Here is a 15,698-nt window from a genome sequence, read left to right as displayed (position 1 = left end):
TCTCGCTCACTTGGCCAACGACTTGCCGTGTTCGGGCGCGGGCCAGAGTCCCTTCGGACGCAACAGCATCACCACCACCATCGCCAGAGCGATCAGCAACTGGCGCAGGATTTCAGGGCCGAGGCGGCCACCGGTCAGTTCGGTCAGCGGGCCGGCCACGTGGCGCAGCACCTCGGGCAGACCGGCCAGCAGCAGCGCCCCCAGGATCACGCCCGGGATGTGGCCGATACCGCCCACCACCACCATCGCCACCACCATCACCGACTCCATCAGCGAGAAGGATTCGGGCGACACGAAGCGCTGGAAGGACGAGAACAGCACACCCGACATGCCGCCAAAGGTGGCGCCCATGCCGAAGGCCAGCAGCTTGAGGTTGCGGGTGTTCAGGCCCATGGCCTTGGCGGCGATCTCGTCTTCGCGGATGGCCATCCAGGCGCGGCCGACGCGGGAGTCCTGCAGGCGGTAGGACAGGATGACCGACAGGATCACGAAGAACAGGAACAGGTAGTAGTACATCGTCACCGGCTGGAAGGTGTAACTCCAGTCGCCCAGCGTGATGGTCTGCCGCTGCCCCATGTTGATGCCAAATACCGTGAGCGCGTCGATCTGCGCCAGGCCCTTGGGACCATTGGTGATGTTCACCGGGCGGTCCAGGTTGAGCATGAAGATCCGGATGATCTCGCCGAAGCCCAGCGTGATGATCGCCAGGTAGTCGCCACGCAGCTTGAGGGTCGGCGCACCCAGCAGCATGCCGACCACCCCCGCCACCGCAGCCGCCAACAGCATCACCAGCCAGACGTTCAGGTGCAACCCGTTGGGGTACATGGCCTTGAGAGCAGGAAAGGTGTCAATCAGGTGCGGCGAGGCAAGCAGACCGTACAGATAGGCTCCGACCGCGAAGAACGCGATGTAGCCCAGATCCAGCAGGCCGGCGTAACCGACCACGATGTTCAGGCCCAGAGCCAGCAGCACGTACAGCAGGGCCAAGTCCACGATGCGGACCCAGGAGTTGCTGCCCGTGGCCTGCAGCAGCAACGGCAGCGCCATCAGCGCAATGGCGGCCAGGACCCAGACCGCGAGTTTGCCAGGATTGGTCTTCGTCATGATGGTTCTCCCGGTGTCAGGCGCGGTCGGCCACACGTTCACCCAGCAGACCCGAGGGGCGCAGCGTGAGCACAAGGGCCAGCACGATGAAGGCGAAGATGTCGACGTACTGGCTGCCCAGCACACCGCCGGTGAGCTGACCCAGGTAACCGGCGCCCAGCGACTCGATCAGGCCGAGCGCCACACCGCCGACCACAGCACCAGCGAGGTTCCCGATGCCGCCCATGACCGCGGCCACGAATGCCTTCAGGCCAGGCATGAAGCCCATCGCGTGCTGCACCGTGCCGTAGTTGGAAGCCCACATGATGCCGGCGATGGCAGCGAGCATGGCGCCGATGATGAAGGTGGCGGAGATCACCACGTCGGGCTTGATGCCCATCAGCGCGGCGACCCGCGGGTTTTCGGCGGTGGCGCGCATGGCCCGGCCCAGGTTGGTCTTGTTCACCAGCCACATCAGGAAAGCGAGGGTGATGGCCGTCACCGCCAGGATGGTGATCTGGGTCACCGAGATCACGGCACCCGCAAATTCGATCGGCTCGCGCGAGAGCATCGACGGGTAGGACTTGGGGTTGGGTTCCCAGATGATCATCGCGAAGGTCTGCAACAGCAGCGACATGCCGATCGCGGTGATCAGCGGCGCCAGCCGTGGCGAGTTGCGCAGCGGCCGGTAGGCCAGCTTTTCGATCGTGTAGTTCAGCGCACCGCAGACCACCATGGCGATCAGCGTGGCCAGCAACAGCACCAGCCAGCCGGGCAGATCGGGCGAAGCATTGCTCATCCAGCCGATGATGGTCCAGCTGGTCAGGGCGCCGACCATGAGCACATCACCGTGTGCGAAGTTGATCAGGCCGATGATGCCGTACACCATCGTGTACCCCAGCGCCACCAGCGCATACATACTGCCCAGGACCAGACCGTTGATGATCTGCTGCAGCAAGACGTCCATGAAGTTTTCTCCGTGTTTTTGACAGGCCGGGACACCAGACCGGGAAATCCGATCCCGCGCCGTTGTGCAGCGCGGGGTCCCGTGTTCAGACCCGCTTCAACTTAGCAAAAAACCCGCCAGGCCAGACCTTGAAACAGGGCAGACGGCGGGTTGGAGGCGGATTGTAGCCAAGGGTCACCACAGCCCCGATGCGGGCGAGCCCTGATTCCGCGCGGGTTTTCCCTCGGTTTTGGCGTTTGGAATGCGCTGCATCAGCGCATCAGGCCCGTCATTAGTCTTTTTGATCGTTGAGCCGCTTGAGCTCCCGCAACTTATCGCCGATGCGGATTTCCAGCCCCCGGTCGACCGGCCGGTAGAACTGCATGCCCGCCATACCGTCGGGCAGATAGGTCTCGCCGGCCGCAAAACCACCCACCTCGTCATGCGCATAGCGGTAACCCTTGCCGTAGTCGAGCTCCTTCATCAGCTTCGTGGGCGCATTGCGCAGGTGCATGGGCACGGGGCGGCTGCCGTCTTTCTTGACAAAGGCCTTGGCCTCGTTGAAGGCCTTGTAGACCGCGTTGGACTTGGGCGCCACCGCCAGATAGACCACGCATTCGGCCAGCGCCAGTTCGCCCTCTGGCGATCCCAGGCGCTCGTAAACCTCGGCCGCGTCCAGCGCCAGGCGCAGGGCGCGCGGGTCGGCCAGACCGATGTCCTCGGCCGCCATGCGGATCAATCGTCGCGCCATGTAGCGCGGGTCTGCACCACCATCGAGCATGCGCACGAACCAGTACAGCGCCGCGTCAGGATCAGAGCCGCGCACGCTTTTGTGCAGCGCGCTGATCGTGTCGTAGAACTGCTCACCACCCTTGTCGTAGCGGCGCATGCGCTCGCCCAGCACGCGCAGCAGCCACACGTCCGTCACCTGCTCCAGCTTTTCACGCTGGGCGGCGACCGCAAGGGTTTCCAGCGTGTTGAGAAGGCGCCGCGCATCGCCGTCGGCGTAGGAGATGAGACGGTCTTCAGCCGCCTTCTCGATGGCCGGCATGACACCGATGCCCTGCGCACGTGCCACCAGTTGGCGCAGGTCGTCCTCACCCAGCGGTTGCAGCACGTAGACCGCAGCACGAGAGAGCAAGGCCGAATTGACCTCGAACGAAGGGTTCTCGGTGGTGGCACCGATGAAGGTGAACAGGCCACTCTCGACATGCGGCAGGAAGGCATCCTGCTGGCTCTTGTTGAAACGGTGCACCTCGTCGACGAAGACGATAGTGCGCTGGGCATGCAGGCCGTCGCGGACCGCCTCGGCACGCTCCACCGCCTCTCGGATGTCCTTCACGCCGCCCAGCACCGCGCTGATGGTGATGAACTGGGCGTCGAAGGCATCGGCCATGAGCCGCGCGATGGTGGTCTTGCCAACCCCTGGCGGCCCCCAGAGGATGCAGCTGTGCGGCTGACCGGACTCGAAGGCCAGGCGCAGCGCCATGCCCTCACCCAGCAGGTGCTGCTGGCCAATCACCTCGCCCAACGTGCGTGGGCGCAGGCGCTCGGCCAGCGGTTGGTGGGCGGCAGCAGTGACCACGCGATTCAGCTCAGGGGCGGATGACGTCGGCGCCGGCCGGAGGCTGGAAGCGGAAGCGCTCGGGTTTGACCGCCACATTGCCTTGCCATTGCGCAAAGCTCAGCACAGAACGCTGGCCGAGCCCGTCGACGATCTCCAGCACCGCCAGCTGCCCCTGCCGGAATCCGACCTTCACACTCTGCAGCTGCCCGTCCTTCGCCTTGGGCTGGGCGTCGACCCATTCCATGCCATCTCGGGCCGCTCCGGCCTTGAGATCGAACGCCTCGGACAGGCCCTTGAGGTCGGTGCCCGAGGCGATCAGCGCGGCGGGCGTGCTGCCCAGCACATCCTGCTGCTTGCGCGCCGTGACCTGGTTGAGGTCAACGTCGTACAGCCACAGTGTCTGGCCATCGGCCACGATGGTCTGCTCGAACGGTTTGGTGTACTCGAAGCGGAAGCGCCCCGGGCGCTGGAATTCGAACCGGCCGCTGGACGTCTTGCTGCGTGCCGTGGCTTCGCCCTCGCGTTTGGGCGAGGTCACGACCTGGGTGAAGTTGGCCTGCGCACTCTTGACCTCGCGCAGAAAGGTTTCGAGATCCTGCAGTCCGTCGGCATGGGCCAACGAAGCCGCCAGGGACAGTGCGATGGCAAAAAAGGTTCTGTGGTTCATGAGCGTATGGGAGCCGCAGGCCCCGCAAAGGTTTCCGAGCGAGCATCAGTCGCCGCGCGGCGCCACCAAAATGTCGCGCTGGCCGCTGGAAGTGAGCGCACTCACCAGCCCGGCGTTCTCCATGTCTTCAAGCAGACGGGCCGCGCGGTTGTAGCCGATCTTGAGCTTGCGCTGCACGTAGGAAATGCTGGCTTTTCGGTCCTGCAGCACGATGGCCACCGCCTGGTCGTACAGCGGGTCCTTCTCGCCGCCGTCGCCGCCACCTTCCCCAAACATGTCGCCGCCCTCGCCATCACCCGCCGCAGACTCCAGCACGCCGTCGATGTAGTTGGGTTCGCCGTACTGCTCCTTGAGGTACGAGGCCACGCGGTGCACCTCGTCGTCGCTGACGAAGGCGCCGTGCACCCGGATCGGGAAACCGGTGCCCGAGGGCATGTAGAGCATGTCACCCATGCCCAGCAGGCTCTCGGCCCCCATCTGGTCAAGGATGGTGCGGCTGTCGATCTTGCTGCTCACCTGGAAGGAAATGCGGGTCGGGATGTTGGCCTTGATCAGACCGGTGATCACGTCCACGCTGGGGCGCTGCGTCGCCAGGATCAGGTGGATGCCAGCGGCGCGCGCCTTCTGGGCCAGGCGGGCGATCAGTTCCTCGATCTTCTTGCCCACCACCATCATCAGGTCGGCCAGTTCGTCGATCACCACCACGATGTGCGGCAGACGCTCCAGCGGTTCGGGCTGCTCGGGCGTGAGGCTGAAGGGGTTGCCGATGTGTTCGCCACGCGCCTTGGCCTCGTCGATCTTGGCATTGAAGCCCGCCAGGTTGCGCACCCCCATCTTGCTCATGAGCTTGTAGCGCTTCTCCATCTCGGCCACGCACCAGTTCAGGCCATTGGCCGCCTGCTTCATGTCGGTCACGACCGGACACAACAGGTGAGGAATGCCCTCGTAGACGCTCAGCTCCAGCATCTTGGGGTCGATCAGCAGCAGGCGCACGTCCTTGGCGTCGGCCTTGTAGAGCAGCGACAGGATCATGGCGTTGATGCCCACCGACTTGCCCGAACCGGTGGTGCCGGCCACCAGGCAGTGCGGCATCTTGGCCAGATCGGCCACCACCGGCAGGCCCGCGATGTCCTTGCCCAGGCCCATGGTCAACAGGCTCCTGGCGTCGTTGTAGACCTGCGAACCCAGAATCTCGCTGAGCTTGATGGTCTGGCGCTTGGCGTTGGGCAGCTCCAGCGCCATCAGGTTCTTGCCGGGGATCGTCTCGATCACACGGATCGAGACCAGCGAGAGGGACCGAGCCAGGTCGCGGCTGAGGTTGACGATCTGCGAGCCCTTGACGCCCGTGGCCGGCTCGATCTCGTAGCGCGTGATCACTGGGCCCGGCGCCGCGGCCACCACCCGCACTTCGACGCCAAAGTCCTTGAGCTTCTTTTCAATCAGGCGGCTGGTCATCTCCAGCGTCTGGGCATCCACCCCCTGCTGATGGGACGGCGCGCTGTCCAGCAGGTCCACCTGCGGCAGCTTGCTGTCGGGCATCTCGGTGAACAGAGGCTTCTGGCGCTCCTTGGCCACGCGCTCGCTCTTTGGCACTTCGACCCGCGCCGGCTCGATCACCACCGGGGTTGGATGCTGCTCCTCGATCACGTCGCGCTCCACCTGGACCACCACCTCGCGTTCGCGCGCCGCCTGCTCGCCGATGCGCTGATCCTCCACGGCTTCGCGCTTTTCCCGCCGGGACTGGAACCACTCGTCGAACTGGGCACCCAGGCGCTCGGCCCAGTGGCCCCACGAAAACCGGAACACCCTGGGCGCACTCACGACGATCAGGGCCAGCGCGGCCAGCGCCGAGCCGGTGAACCCCAGCCAGCGCACGCCCCAGGGGCCCAGCAGGTGGCCCAGCACCCCACCGCCGTGCCCTGGGAGCAGGGTTTCGAACCGGTACAGACGGCTCCATTCCAGCAATGCACTGCCGACCATCAGCGCCACCAGCGCGAGTCCATAGAGCGTGCGCTGAACGGCGGGGTTGCGCCAGAAAGTGGGCTCGTCTGTGTCGACCGATTCGGCCCGCTCCGCATCCACCCCCCGCAAGCGTCTGGCCAGAGCCGACAGCCAGACCCGCCATCCCGCGAGCAACAGCCACCAGACAGAGAAGCCGAACAGGTAGTAGCTGGCATCGGACAGCCAGGCACCCAGCTGTCCGCCCCAGTTGTGGACGTCGCCCTCTTTGCCCGTGGTGCTCCAGGCAGGATCGCTCAGGCTGTGGCTGATCAGGGCGATTAGCCAGAACCCGAGCAGCGCGGCCCCCAGCACCAGGGCCAGCTCATGGGCGAACCGGGAGACACCACTTGCAGGCGGATTCGCCCGGTCGGCATTGAGCGTGTTGATGGAATACGTCATAAACCTCGACAGATTGCGGCAACGAGCTTACCGCACAGGGTTGCCTGGTCTGCATAGCCGCAGACCGGCAATGTGACCAGTCGTGAGTCGACGAAACGAATGGGGGTGAAGGATCAGCCCAGGGAAGTCAGGCGGTCCTTGATGATGGTGCTGCCATCCTCACCCACCTCGATGAAGCCCCGGTCCTCCAGATCCTTCATCACCCGGCTGACCATTTCACGCGATGCACCGATCATCTTGGCCACATCCTGGCGCGAGACCCGCTCGCGGATCACCAGACGACCATCCTTGTCCGGTGCCGCAAACTCGAGCAGCGCCCGGGCCACGCGCCCGTACACATCCATCAGAGCCAGGGATTCGATCTTGCGGTCGGCGTGCCGAAGCCTGAGCACCAAGCCCTTCATGACCGCATAGGCCATCGACGTGTTCTCAGGCAGGCAGCGTGCGAACTCCACCCGCCCCAGGATCAGCACATCGGTCTGCACCTCGGCGCGCACCGTGGCCGAATGAGGCTGGTTGTCGATCAGGCTCATCTCGCCCACATAGTCCCCGGGGTTCATGGTCGCCAGGATCACTTCCCGGCCCCTCGAATCGGTGGTGACCACCCGAGCGCGCCCCGTGAGCACGATGGCAAGGAAATTCGACTTCTTGCCCTGTTCGACGATCACCTCTCCGCGCTTGTAGCGCCGCTTGACCACGGCTTCGGCGACGGATTCGGCCTGGGCCTGCGTGAGCGTCGAGAACAGAGGAACCCGACGGATCAGATCCAGATTGGACAGGATGGCCATGTCTAAAACCTTTGTGTTGAATGCGCCCAAAGCGCGTTTCATACAATGCCGATCAATCCTCAGCGCTGCGTTGTGACCACCGGACATCACGTCCTTGAGCACACCCGCCGACTCTAAACCACTTGCCCCGAAGATCGATGGGGCCTCCAAAATGAAGCATACGAAAGTTCTTATTCTGGGATCTGGCCCCGCCGGATATACCGCGGCGGTCTACGCTGCCCGCGCCAACCTGGCCCCCGTTCTGATCACCGGCATCGCGCAAGGTGGTCAGCTCATGACCACCACCGAGGTCGACAACTGGCCCGCGGACGTGCACGGGGTGCAGGGACCGGATCTGATGCAGCGTTTTCTGGAGCATGCCGAGCGCTTCAAGACCGAAATCGTGTTCGATCACATCAACGCCGTGGACCTGTCCAAGCGTCCGTTCGTCCTCACGGGTGACAGTGGCCAATACAGCTGCGACACACTGATCATCGCCACCGGCGCATCGGCCCGTTACCTGGGCCTGCCCTCCGAAGAGACCTTCATGGGCAAAGGGGTGAGTGCCTGCGCCACCTGCGACGGGTTCTTCTACCGTGACCAGGAGGTGGCCGTGGTCGGCGGCGGCAACACCGCTGTCGAAGAAGCGCTGTACCTGTCCAACATCGCCAGCAAGGTCACTCTGGTGCACCGGCGCGACAGCTTCCGGGCCGAGGCCATCATGATCGACAAGCTGATGGACAAGGTGAAGGAAGGCAAGATCGAGCTCAAGCTGCACAGCGTGCTCGACGAGGTGCTTGGCGACGCCAGCGGAGTGACCGGGGTGCGTCTGAAAAACGTGCAGGACGGAACCACCGAGGATGTGACCGTCAAGGGGTGCTTCATTGCCATCGGGCACAGCCCGAACACCGGGATCTTCAAAGACCAGTTGGCCATGAAGGATGGCTACCTCATCACCCAGTCGGGCAACAACGGCATGGCCACAATGACCAGCGTCCCCGGGGTGTTCGCCGCGGGTGACGTACAGGACCATGTCTACCGGCAGGCCATCACCAGTGCAGGCACCGGGTGCATGGCGGCCCTGGACGCACAGCGATTCCTGGAACAGAACCCGGCCTGAAGCACCAGGCTGCAGCCACCCGCAACCCGACTGGCGGTCGACTGCGATGCAGCGGCCGGGCTATAATGCGCGGCTTTGCTGAGTGGACCGAGCCTGTTTGACTTGGTTTGAGGCAATTCCCCGGGTTACCGCCACCCTTTCCTGGCGAGGTGAGGCTCAACCGCCAGTCGTCTGTTTCTGACACCATCAGATCGGTCGGCCCGCTGCGGCAGCTGTTTATAAGTATCGGAGTGTCCTCATGGCACGCGTCTGCGACGTCACGGGCAAGAAGCCCATGGTCGGGAACAACGTTTCCCACGCCAACAACAAAACCAAGCGCCGGTTCCTGCCGAACCTGCAATACCGCCGTTTCTGGGTCGAGAGCGAGAACCGCTGGGTTCGTCTGCGCGTGTCGGGCGCTGCCCTGCGCCTGATCGACAAGAACGGTATCGACGCTGTGCTCGCTGACCTGCGCGCACGTGGTCAGGCTTAAGGAGTCACGACATGGCAACCAAAGGCGCACGCGAGAAGATCAAGCTGGAATCCACCGCTGGAACCGGCCACTTCTACACCACCACCAAGAACAAGAAAACCACGCCCGAGAAGATGCTGATCAAGAAATTTGATCCCAAGGCTCGCAAGCACGTCGACTACAAGGAAATCAAGCTGAAGTGATTCAGTCCTGATTCCGGGTTCGACCCAACAAAAAAGCCGCTGTTTTCACAGCGGCTTTTTTTGTTGCCCGCACCACCGTCGTGGCGCGGGGAGTGCTCGATTCCGTCAGGCGCGCGCGGAGCGCAGCTGGATCGAAAAATCGCGCAAGGCGGCAATACCGCTCTCTTCGGCGCGGCGGCACCAGGCCTGCAGGTCGGCCGCGAGTTGTTCACGCGTGGCGTTCGTACCGGTCCAGAGCGAACGCAGCTCCTCCCGCATGGTGACCATCTTGTCCAGCACCGGGTGCTCAGCACGGGCCTGCGCCAGTTGGGGCTTCACTGCCGCCGGCACCTTGTCTTCATCCCGGTGCAGCCAGCGGCGGGCCGCCTCCAGCGCGGAAACATCACCGCTGCGGCCCTTGAGCGCCTCGACCTCACGCTGGCAGGCCACACGCAGTTCACGGGCATAGCCGGCCATGACCTCGTAGCGGTTGGCGATGATCGCTTCCAGGGTCTTTTCATCTGCCACCGGCTTGACAGCACCGAAGGCCATCTTGGGTGGCAGCTTCTTCACCGAGGCCAACCCGAAGGTCTTCAGGATGGTGATGTACATCCAGCCGATATCGAACTCGTAGGGCTTGACCGAAAGCTTCGCAGACGTCGGGTAGGTGTGGTGGTTGTTGTGCAGCTCTTCGCCGCCAATAATGATGCCCCAGGGCGACACGTTGGTGCTGGCATCCGCTGCCTCGAAGTTGCGGTAGCCCCACCAGTGACCGATACCGTTGATGATGCCGGCGGCGGTGATGGGGATCCACGCCATCTGGATCGCCCAGACCGTCAGCCCCAGGGCACCGAACAGTGCCACGTTGATGATCAGCATGAGGCTCACGCCCAGCCGCGAACGACCTGTGTAGACATTTCGCTCGATCCAGTCGTCAGGGGTGTTGTGGCCGTATCGGGCCAGGGTCTCCTGGTTCTTGGCCTCGGCGCGGTACAGCTCGCTGCCTTCGAAAAACACCTTCTTGATGCCGAACACGACGGGGCTGTGCGGATCGCCCTCGTGCTCACACTTCGCGTGGTGCTTGCGGTGGATGGCGGTCCACTCCTTGGTGACCATGCCGGTCGTCATCCACAGCCAGAAGCGGAAGAAGTGGGAGGCGATCGGGTGCAGGTCCAGCGAACGGTGCGCCGAGTGGCGGTGCAGGTAGATCGTGACGCTGGCGATGGTGATGTGCGTCATCACCAGCGCCGCGATGATGGCTTGCCACCAGGTGGCCTGGGTGAGGCCATCGGCCAGAAACTGGATCAGCCCGTCCCAGAGATAGGACAGGAGGCCGTAATCGGAAGAAAACATTGATTTCCTATGTGCGCGCCCGGCGTAACAACATGAAGTTCCCGCTGCGGGCGCCTGGCGGGAAAGCCTGCAATTTTACCGGCGGGGGTGAAATTCCCCAAGTTGCGCACCACAATGTGAAATCAATCCGAATCGTGTCAGCCTTTTTTCTGCCATGCCGCGGCAAAGAAGCCGTCCGTGCCGTGTCGGTGAGGCCACAGCCTCATGTGTTGCCCGTCCGGACCGCACAGGGAGGCAGCCTCTCCGACCTGCGCCGCGGCAAGCAGATCGGTCATTTGAAGAGGCTCGAATTCGGGGTGCCCTCCCCCGAAAGCTTTCGCCACGGCCTCGTTCTCCTGGGGCAGCAGGCTGCAGGTCGCGTAGACCAGCCGCCCACCGGGTTTGAGCAGACGGGCCGCGCTGGCCAGAATGCGCTGCTGCAGCTCAGCCTGCGCCGCGACGGTCTCGGGCGTCTGGCGCCATTTCAGGTCCGGGCTGCGGCGCAGTGTGCCCAGTCCGGAACACGGCGCGTCGACCAGCACACGGTCCATCTTCCCGGCCAGCCGCTTGATGCGCTCATCGCGTTCGTGGGCAATCGCCACCGGGTGCACATTCGACAGCCCGCTGCGCGCCAGCCGAGGTTTGATGGCATCGAGACGGTGGGCCGAGGCATCGAAGGCATAGAGGCGGCCCGTGTTTTTCATGGACGCACCGATCGCCAGCGTCTTGCCTCCCGCGCCAGCGCAGAAATCGGCCACCATCTCTCCACGCTTGGCCCCGAGCAAGAGGGCCAGAAGCTGCGAGCCTTCGTCCTGCACCTCGACCTCACCCGTGGTGAACATGGGCAACCGGGCCAGATTGGGCTTGCCCTCCAGCCGAATACCCAAGGGTGAGTACGGTGTCGGCTCGGCAGGCCATCCGGCGCTGCGCACGGCGGCCAATGCGGCGTCGCGCTTCTGTTTGAGGGCGTTGACCCGCAGGTCCAGCGGTGCCGGGCGCAGCAGGCTGGCGGCCAGTGCATCGAACTCGTCGCCCACCTGCCCGCGCAGCGCTTGGGCCAGCCACTCGGGCAGGTTGTGCCGGTGCGGCGCCAGCAACTGCGCGTCGCCCACCTTCCCGCAAGCGTCCCACCAGTCCTTCTCCGCATCTGTCAGCGCACTCTTGAGATAGTCGCGCTCTCCGGGAAACCCCAGAATGGCCAGTCGCCGCCATTTGGACCCGCTGCCGGAACGGGCCAGCCACTCGAACTTCAGACGTTCGCGCAGCACGGCGAACACGGTGTCCGACAGCGTCGCCCTCTCGCGCGGGCCGAGCGACTTGTTCTCGCGAAAATGGCGCGCGACGATGGCGTCGGCCGGGTGGTCGAACTTGAAGACTTTTTCGATCAGGCTGGCGCTTTCGTCCAGAAGGGCTTTGGGGTGCATGGCTGGTATTGTCCCACCGGGGATAATCAAGGGTTATGTCCGACATCGCCCAACAGGTGCAGCGCCGCCGCACCTTCGCCATCATTTCGCACCCCGACGCGGGTAAGACCACCCTGACCGAGAAACTGCTGCTGTTCTCGGGCGCCATCAACATCGCTGGCTCGGTCAAGGCGCGCAAGGCCGCGCGCCACGCCACCTCCGACTGGATGGAAATCGAAAAGCAGCGCGGCATTTCCGTTGCCTCCTCGGTGATGCAGATGGAGTACCGCGACTGCGTCATCAACCTGCTCGACACCCCAGGCCACCAGGACTTCTCGGAAGACACCTACCGCGTGCTGACCGCTGTGGACGCTGCGCTGATGGTGATCGACGCCGGCAACGGCGTGGAGCCGCAGACCCGGCGCCTGCTGCAGGTCTGCCGCGCGCGCAACACGCCCATCCTCACCTTCGTCAACAAGATGGACCGCGAGGTGAAAGCCCCGCTGGACCTGATGGACGAGATCGAGCGCGAACTGGGCATGACCGTCGTGCCCTTCACCTGGCCCGTGGGCATGGGCAAGATGTTCCGCGGCGTGTACGACCGCCGTGAAGACCAGATGCGCGTGTTCGCCGCCGGTGAAGACCGCCGCGGCGGCGACGAAGAGGTGTTGGCCGGCCTGGACAACGCCGAAAGCGCGCAACGCTTTGGCATGGAATGGACCGCGGCCAAGGACGAGCTGGAACTGGTCGAGGGCGCTTCGCCCGCGTTTGACAAGCAGGCCTTTCTGGAAGGCCACCAGACGCCCATGCTGTTCGGCTCGGCCGTCAACAACTTCGGCGTGCGCGAGGTGCTGGACGCCCTGGTCGACCTGGCGCCGCAGCCGGGCGCCAAGGCTGCGATCCAGCGCGTGGTCGAGCCCGTCGAACCCAAGTTCAGTGGCGTGGTTTTCAAAATCCAGGCCAACATGGACCCGGCGCACCGCGACCGCATTGCCTTCGTGCGCGTGGCGAGCGGCCATTTCGAGCGTGGCATGCGCCTGAAGGTGGTGCGCAGCGGCAAGGAACTGCGGCCCAACACCGTAGTGAGCTTCCTGAGCCAGCGCCGCGAGCTGCTGGACGAGGCCTTTGCCGGCGACATCATCGGCATCCCCAACCACGGCGTGCTGCAGCTGGGCGACACACTGACCGAAGGCGAGGCCCTGCAGTTCACCGGCTTGCCCTTCTTCGCACCGGAAATCATCCGCAGCGTGGAAGTGGCCGACCCGCTCAAGACCAAGCAGCTGCGCGCCGGCCTGACCCAGCTGGGCGAAGAAGGTGCGATCCAGGTGTTCCGCCCGATCGCCGGCACGGTGCTGCTGCTGGGCGCCGTCGGCCAGCTGCAGTTCGAGGTGGTGGCCCACCGGCTGGAGCATGAGTACGGCGTGCGCGCCCGCATCATGGGCAGCAACTACAACGTGGCGCGCTGGGTGACCTGCGCGCCCGAGGACGGCGGCGAGCAGGAGCTCAAGCGCTTCATGGACGCCAACGCCCACCGCGTGGCGCTGGACGCTGTGGACGCACCCACCGTGCTGCTGGATCACATGGCCACGCTGCGCGCGGTCGAGGCCAACTGGCCGAAGATCAAGTTCCACGCGATGCGCGAGCACGCGGGACTGGTGTTCCACAAGTCGATGTGAGCTCCTCCCCCCTCCACCACGTCCGCCTCCGGCGCGGCCCCGTCGACGGGGTGCACACCGAGGAGCTGCACAGTGATCGCAGTTTCGGCCGCCACTGGCACGACGGCCACGGCTTTGGCGTGATGGAAGCGGGTGGTCACCGGTCGGCCAGCGGACGGGGCCCGGTCGAGGCCCTGCCTGGTCACATCGTCACATCCAACCCCGGTGAGGTGCACGACGGCCACCCGCTGGGCCGCACTGCCCGGCGCTGGCGCATGGTCCACGTCACCTCGTCGGCCATGGCCCGGCTGGTGGACGGCCAGGCGCGCGAGTTCACCCAGCCCGTGTTCGACGACCCGGTCGTGCGCACTGCCATCGCCCGGCTGTTTCACCGCTGGGATGACATGGACCACGACGCCCCACTGACTGTCGCAGCCTGCGAAGAAGCACTCACCCAGGTCTGTGGTCTGCTGGCACATGGACACAGCACCCGCCAGACCGAGGTTGTGGCCCCGGCCAACCTGCAGCGGGTGCACGACTGCCTGCTCGATCAGGTCGTCGCGCCGCCCGACCTGGATCAACTGGCCCAACTGGCGGGACTCTCGCGCTTCCAGCTGGTGCGCCAGTTCGCGCACTGGCAAGGCTTGCCCCCGTTCGCCTGGCTGCAGCAGCAGCGATTGCGCCAGGCGCGGCGGCTGATCGCCGCCGGCACGCCGCTGGCCGAAGCGGCATTTGCCTGCGGCTTTGCCGACCAGAGCCATCTGAACCGGCAGTTCGTGCGCCACTTCGGCTTCACGCCTGGACAATGGCGACTGGCCATGACCGGCCCGCTGCAATAACGTTCAAGACGCACACACCCCGGCGAGACACAGTGGGCACATCGGCCGCATAGCCTTGCCCTGGAGTCTGACCATGATCTCGCTTGAATTCCTGCTTACTTCCGCCGTGGTGGTGATCACCCCGGGAGCTGGTGTGCTGTTCACCGTCTCCACCGGCCTGTCGCGTGGCCGGCGGGCCAGTGCCTGGGCGGCGCTTGGTTGCACCCTGGGTATCGTGCCCCACATGGCGGCCACGGCCCTGGGACTGGCGGCGGTGATGCATGCGGGCGCTCTCGCGTTTCAGCTGCTGCGGGTCGCCGGGGTGCTGTATCTGCTGTACCTGGCGGTGATGACCTGGCGGGACTGCTCGGCGTTCGAGACCGACGCCACAACAAGGCCCAGTCACCCGGCACGGCTGGTGGGCAAAGCCGTGCTGCTGAACCTGCTCAACCCCAAGCTCACCCTGTTCTTCATGGCTTTCATGCCCCAGTTCATGGACCCTGTGGACCCGTCACCGATGCGGCAGTTCACCCTGTTGAGCGGGGTGTTCATGGCCATGACCTTCGGCGTGTTCGTGCTCTACGGCTGCGCGGCGCATGCCTTCCGAGAGCGGGTGGCCGGCTCGGCGCGCGTCCGGGATGCCCTGCGCCGAGGATTCGCACTCGCCTTCGCCGTGATGGCGGGCAAGCTGGCCTGGAGCACCCGCTGAACCGGGCCAGTCAGGCCATGGCGGCCAACAGCCGTTCAACGACCCGCGGATAGATCAGATGCTCCTGCGTGAGCACGCGGGCGGCAAGGCTCTGGGCGGTGTCGCCCGGCAGGATGGGCACCACCGCCTGGTCCAGGTACTCACCGTGGTCCAGTTCGGCGGTCACGCGGTGCACGGTGCAGCCGCCGAACCGGCAGCCGGCGTCGATGGCGCGCTGGTGGGTGTGCAGGCCCGGGAAAGCAGGCAACAAGCTGGGATGGATGTTGACCAGGCGTCCTTCGTAGTGCTGCACAAAACCCGGCGTGAGGATGCGCATGAAGCCCGCCAGCACCACCAGCGCCGGCTGGTGGCGGTCGATTTCGGCCATCAGCGCGGCGTCGAAAGCTTCGCGCGAGGCATAGGCCTTGTGGTCGAAGGCGGCGGTCGGAATATGGTGTTCGCGCGCCCAGGCCAGCCCCCCGGCGTCGGCCTTGTTGCTGATGACGGCCGCCACCTGGGCACCAAAGCGCTCGCGCCAGCGGCCTTTTTCTGCCGCCTGGACGATGGTGGCCATGTTGGAGCCGCCGCCTGAGATGAGAATGACGATGTTCTTGTTCAC

Annotated in this window: 15 protein-coding genes; 6 read left to right on the top strand and 9 right to left on the bottom strand. The window is 64.9% G+C overall.

What is annotated here, in order from left to right:
- Window positions 1-6: 6 nt before the first annotated feature.
- From HFL01S_RS15985 to HFL01S_RS15960, 6 genes are all read right to left on the bottom strand, one after another.
- Entirely contained in the window at window positions 7-1,104 is a 1,098-nt protein-coding gene (locus HFL01S_RS15985; protein ID WP_066260483.1) for a branched-chain amino acid ABC transporter permease, read from the bottom strand.
- Window positions 1,105-1,120: 16 nt separating this feature from the next.
- On the bottom strand, window positions 1,121-2,050 hold the full coding sequence (locus HFL01S_RS15980; protein WP_066260481.1) for a branched-chain amino acid ABC transporter permease: 930 nt from the start codon (window positions 2,048-2,050) through the stop codon (window positions 1,121-1,123).
- A gap of 271 nt (window positions 2,051-2,321) precedes the next feature.
- On the bottom strand, window positions 2,322-3,692 hold the full coding sequence (locus HFL01S_RS15975) for a replication-associated recombination protein A (RefSeq protein WP_084383388.1): 1,371 nt from the start codon (window positions 3,690-3,692) through the stop codon (window positions 2,322-2,324).
- The gene (gene lolA, locus HFL01S_RS15970) at window positions 3,625-4,263 is read right to left on the bottom strand and encodes an outer membrane lipoprotein periplasmic chaperone LolA (protein ID WP_066260480.1); all 639 of its coding nucleotides are present in this window, start codon (window positions 4,261-4,263) and stop codon (window positions 3,625-3,627) included. Before lolA ends, HFL01S_RS15975 begins: the two co-directional genes overlap by 68 nt.
- Window positions 4,264-4,308: 45 nt before the next feature.
- Window positions 4,309-6,663 carry a DNA translocase FtsK gene (locus tag HFL01S_RS15965; protein ID WP_066260479.1) on the bottom strand — a complete coding sequence of 785 codons (2,355 nt, stop codon included), beginning with the start codon at window positions 6,661-6,663 and terminating at the stop codon, window positions 4,309-4,311.
- A 113-nt stretch (window positions 6,664-6,776) separates the two neighbouring features.
- Complete coding sequence (locus HFL01S_RS15960; protein WP_066260605.1) at window positions 6,777-7,451, bottom strand: Crp/Fnr family transcriptional regulator; 675 nt, start codon at window positions 7,449-7,451, stop codon at window positions 6,777-6,779.
- Window positions 7,452-7,602: 151 nt separating this feature from the next.
- On the opposite strand from HFL01S_RS15960, the gene trxB reads away from it, so the two are divergent.
- The 3 genes from trxB to rpmG all read left to right on the top strand — a co-directional run bounded on the left by trxB (window position 7,603) and on the right by rpmG (window position 9,204).
- A complete protein-coding gene (gene trxB / locus HFL01S_RS15955; protein WP_066260478.1) occupies window positions 7,603-8,550 on the top strand; it encodes a thioredoxin-disulfide reductase in 948 nt (315 codons plus the stop codon).
- Window positions 8,551-8,788: 238 nt separating this feature from the next.
- Window positions 8,789-9,022, top strand: a complete 234-nt coding sequence (gene rpmB, locus HFL01S_RS15950) for a 50S ribosomal protein L28 (RefSeq protein ID WP_056269541.1) — start codon at window positions 8,789-8,791, stop codon at window positions 9,020-9,022.
- 11 nt (window positions 9,023-9,033) lie between these two features.
- On the top strand, window positions 9,034-9,204 hold the full coding sequence (gene rpmG / locus HFL01S_RS15945) for a 50S ribosomal protein L33 (RefSeq protein ID WP_056269543.1): 171 nt from the start codon (window positions 9,034-9,036) through the stop codon (window positions 9,202-9,204).
- A gap of 105 nt (window positions 9,205-9,309) precedes the next feature.
- On the opposite strand, the gene HFL01S_RS15940 is transcribed toward rpmG, so the two are convergent.
- Both HFL01S_RS15940 and HFL01S_RS15935 read right to left on the bottom strand, forming a co-directional pair.
- The gene (locus HFL01S_RS15940; protein WP_066260476.1) at window positions 9,310-10,536 is read right to left on the bottom strand and encodes a DesA family fatty acid desaturase; all 1,227 of its coding nucleotides are present in this window, start codon (window positions 10,534-10,536) and stop codon (window positions 9,310-9,312) included.
- Between the two features lie 137 nt (window positions 10,537-10,673).
- On the bottom strand, window positions 10,674-11,939 hold the full coding sequence (locus tag HFL01S_RS15935) for an RsmB/NOP family class I SAM-dependent RNA methyltransferase (protein WP_066260475.1): 1,266 nt from the start codon (window positions 11,937-11,939) through the stop codon (window positions 10,674-10,676).
- Between the two features lie 35 nt (window positions 11,940-11,974).
- Here HFL01S_RS15935 and HFL01S_RS15930 point away from each other — a divergent pair, with 35 nt between their 5' ends.
- The 3 genes from HFL01S_RS15930 (at window position 11,975) to HFL01S_RS15920 (ending at window position 15,100) form a co-directional block, all read left to right on the top strand.
- The gene (locus tag HFL01S_RS15930) at window positions 11,975-13,594 is read left to right on the top strand and encodes a peptide chain release factor 3 (protein ID WP_066260474.1); all 1,620 of its coding nucleotides are present in this window, start codon (window positions 11,975-11,977) and stop codon (window positions 13,592-13,594) included.
- The gene (locus HFL01S_RS15925; RefSeq protein ID WP_084383387.1) at window positions 13,591-14,412 is read left to right on the top strand and encodes a helix-turn-helix transcriptional regulator; all 822 of its coding nucleotides are present in this window, start codon (window positions 13,591-13,593) and stop codon (window positions 14,410-14,412) included. Before HFL01S_RS15930 ends, HFL01S_RS15925 begins: the two co-directional genes overlap by 4 nt.
- Window positions 14,413-14,485: 73 nt before the next feature.
- Window positions 14,486-15,100: a LysE family translocator gene (locus HFL01S_RS15920; protein ID WP_066260470.1), complete on the top strand. Its 615-nt coding sequence runs from the start codon at window positions 14,486-14,488 to the stop codon at window positions 15,098-15,100.
- A 10-nt stretch (window positions 15,101-15,110) separates the two neighbouring features.
- On the opposite strand, the gene purN is transcribed toward HFL01S_RS15920, so the two are convergent.
- Complete coding sequence (gene purN / locus HFL01S_RS15915; RefSeq protein WP_084383385.1) at window positions 15,111-15,698, bottom strand: phosphoribosylglycinamide formyltransferase; 588 nt, start codon at window positions 15,696-15,698, stop codon at window positions 15,111-15,113.

The organism is Hydrogenophaga flava NBRC 102514, assembly GCF_001571145.1.
Taxonomy (GTDB): domain Bacteria; phylum Pseudomonadota; class Gammaproteobacteria; order Burkholderiales; family Burkholderiaceae_C; genus Hydrogenophaga; species Hydrogenophaga flava.
Note: the sequence above shows the minus strand (reverse complement) of the source record. Positions and strands in the feature narration are given on the sequence as shown.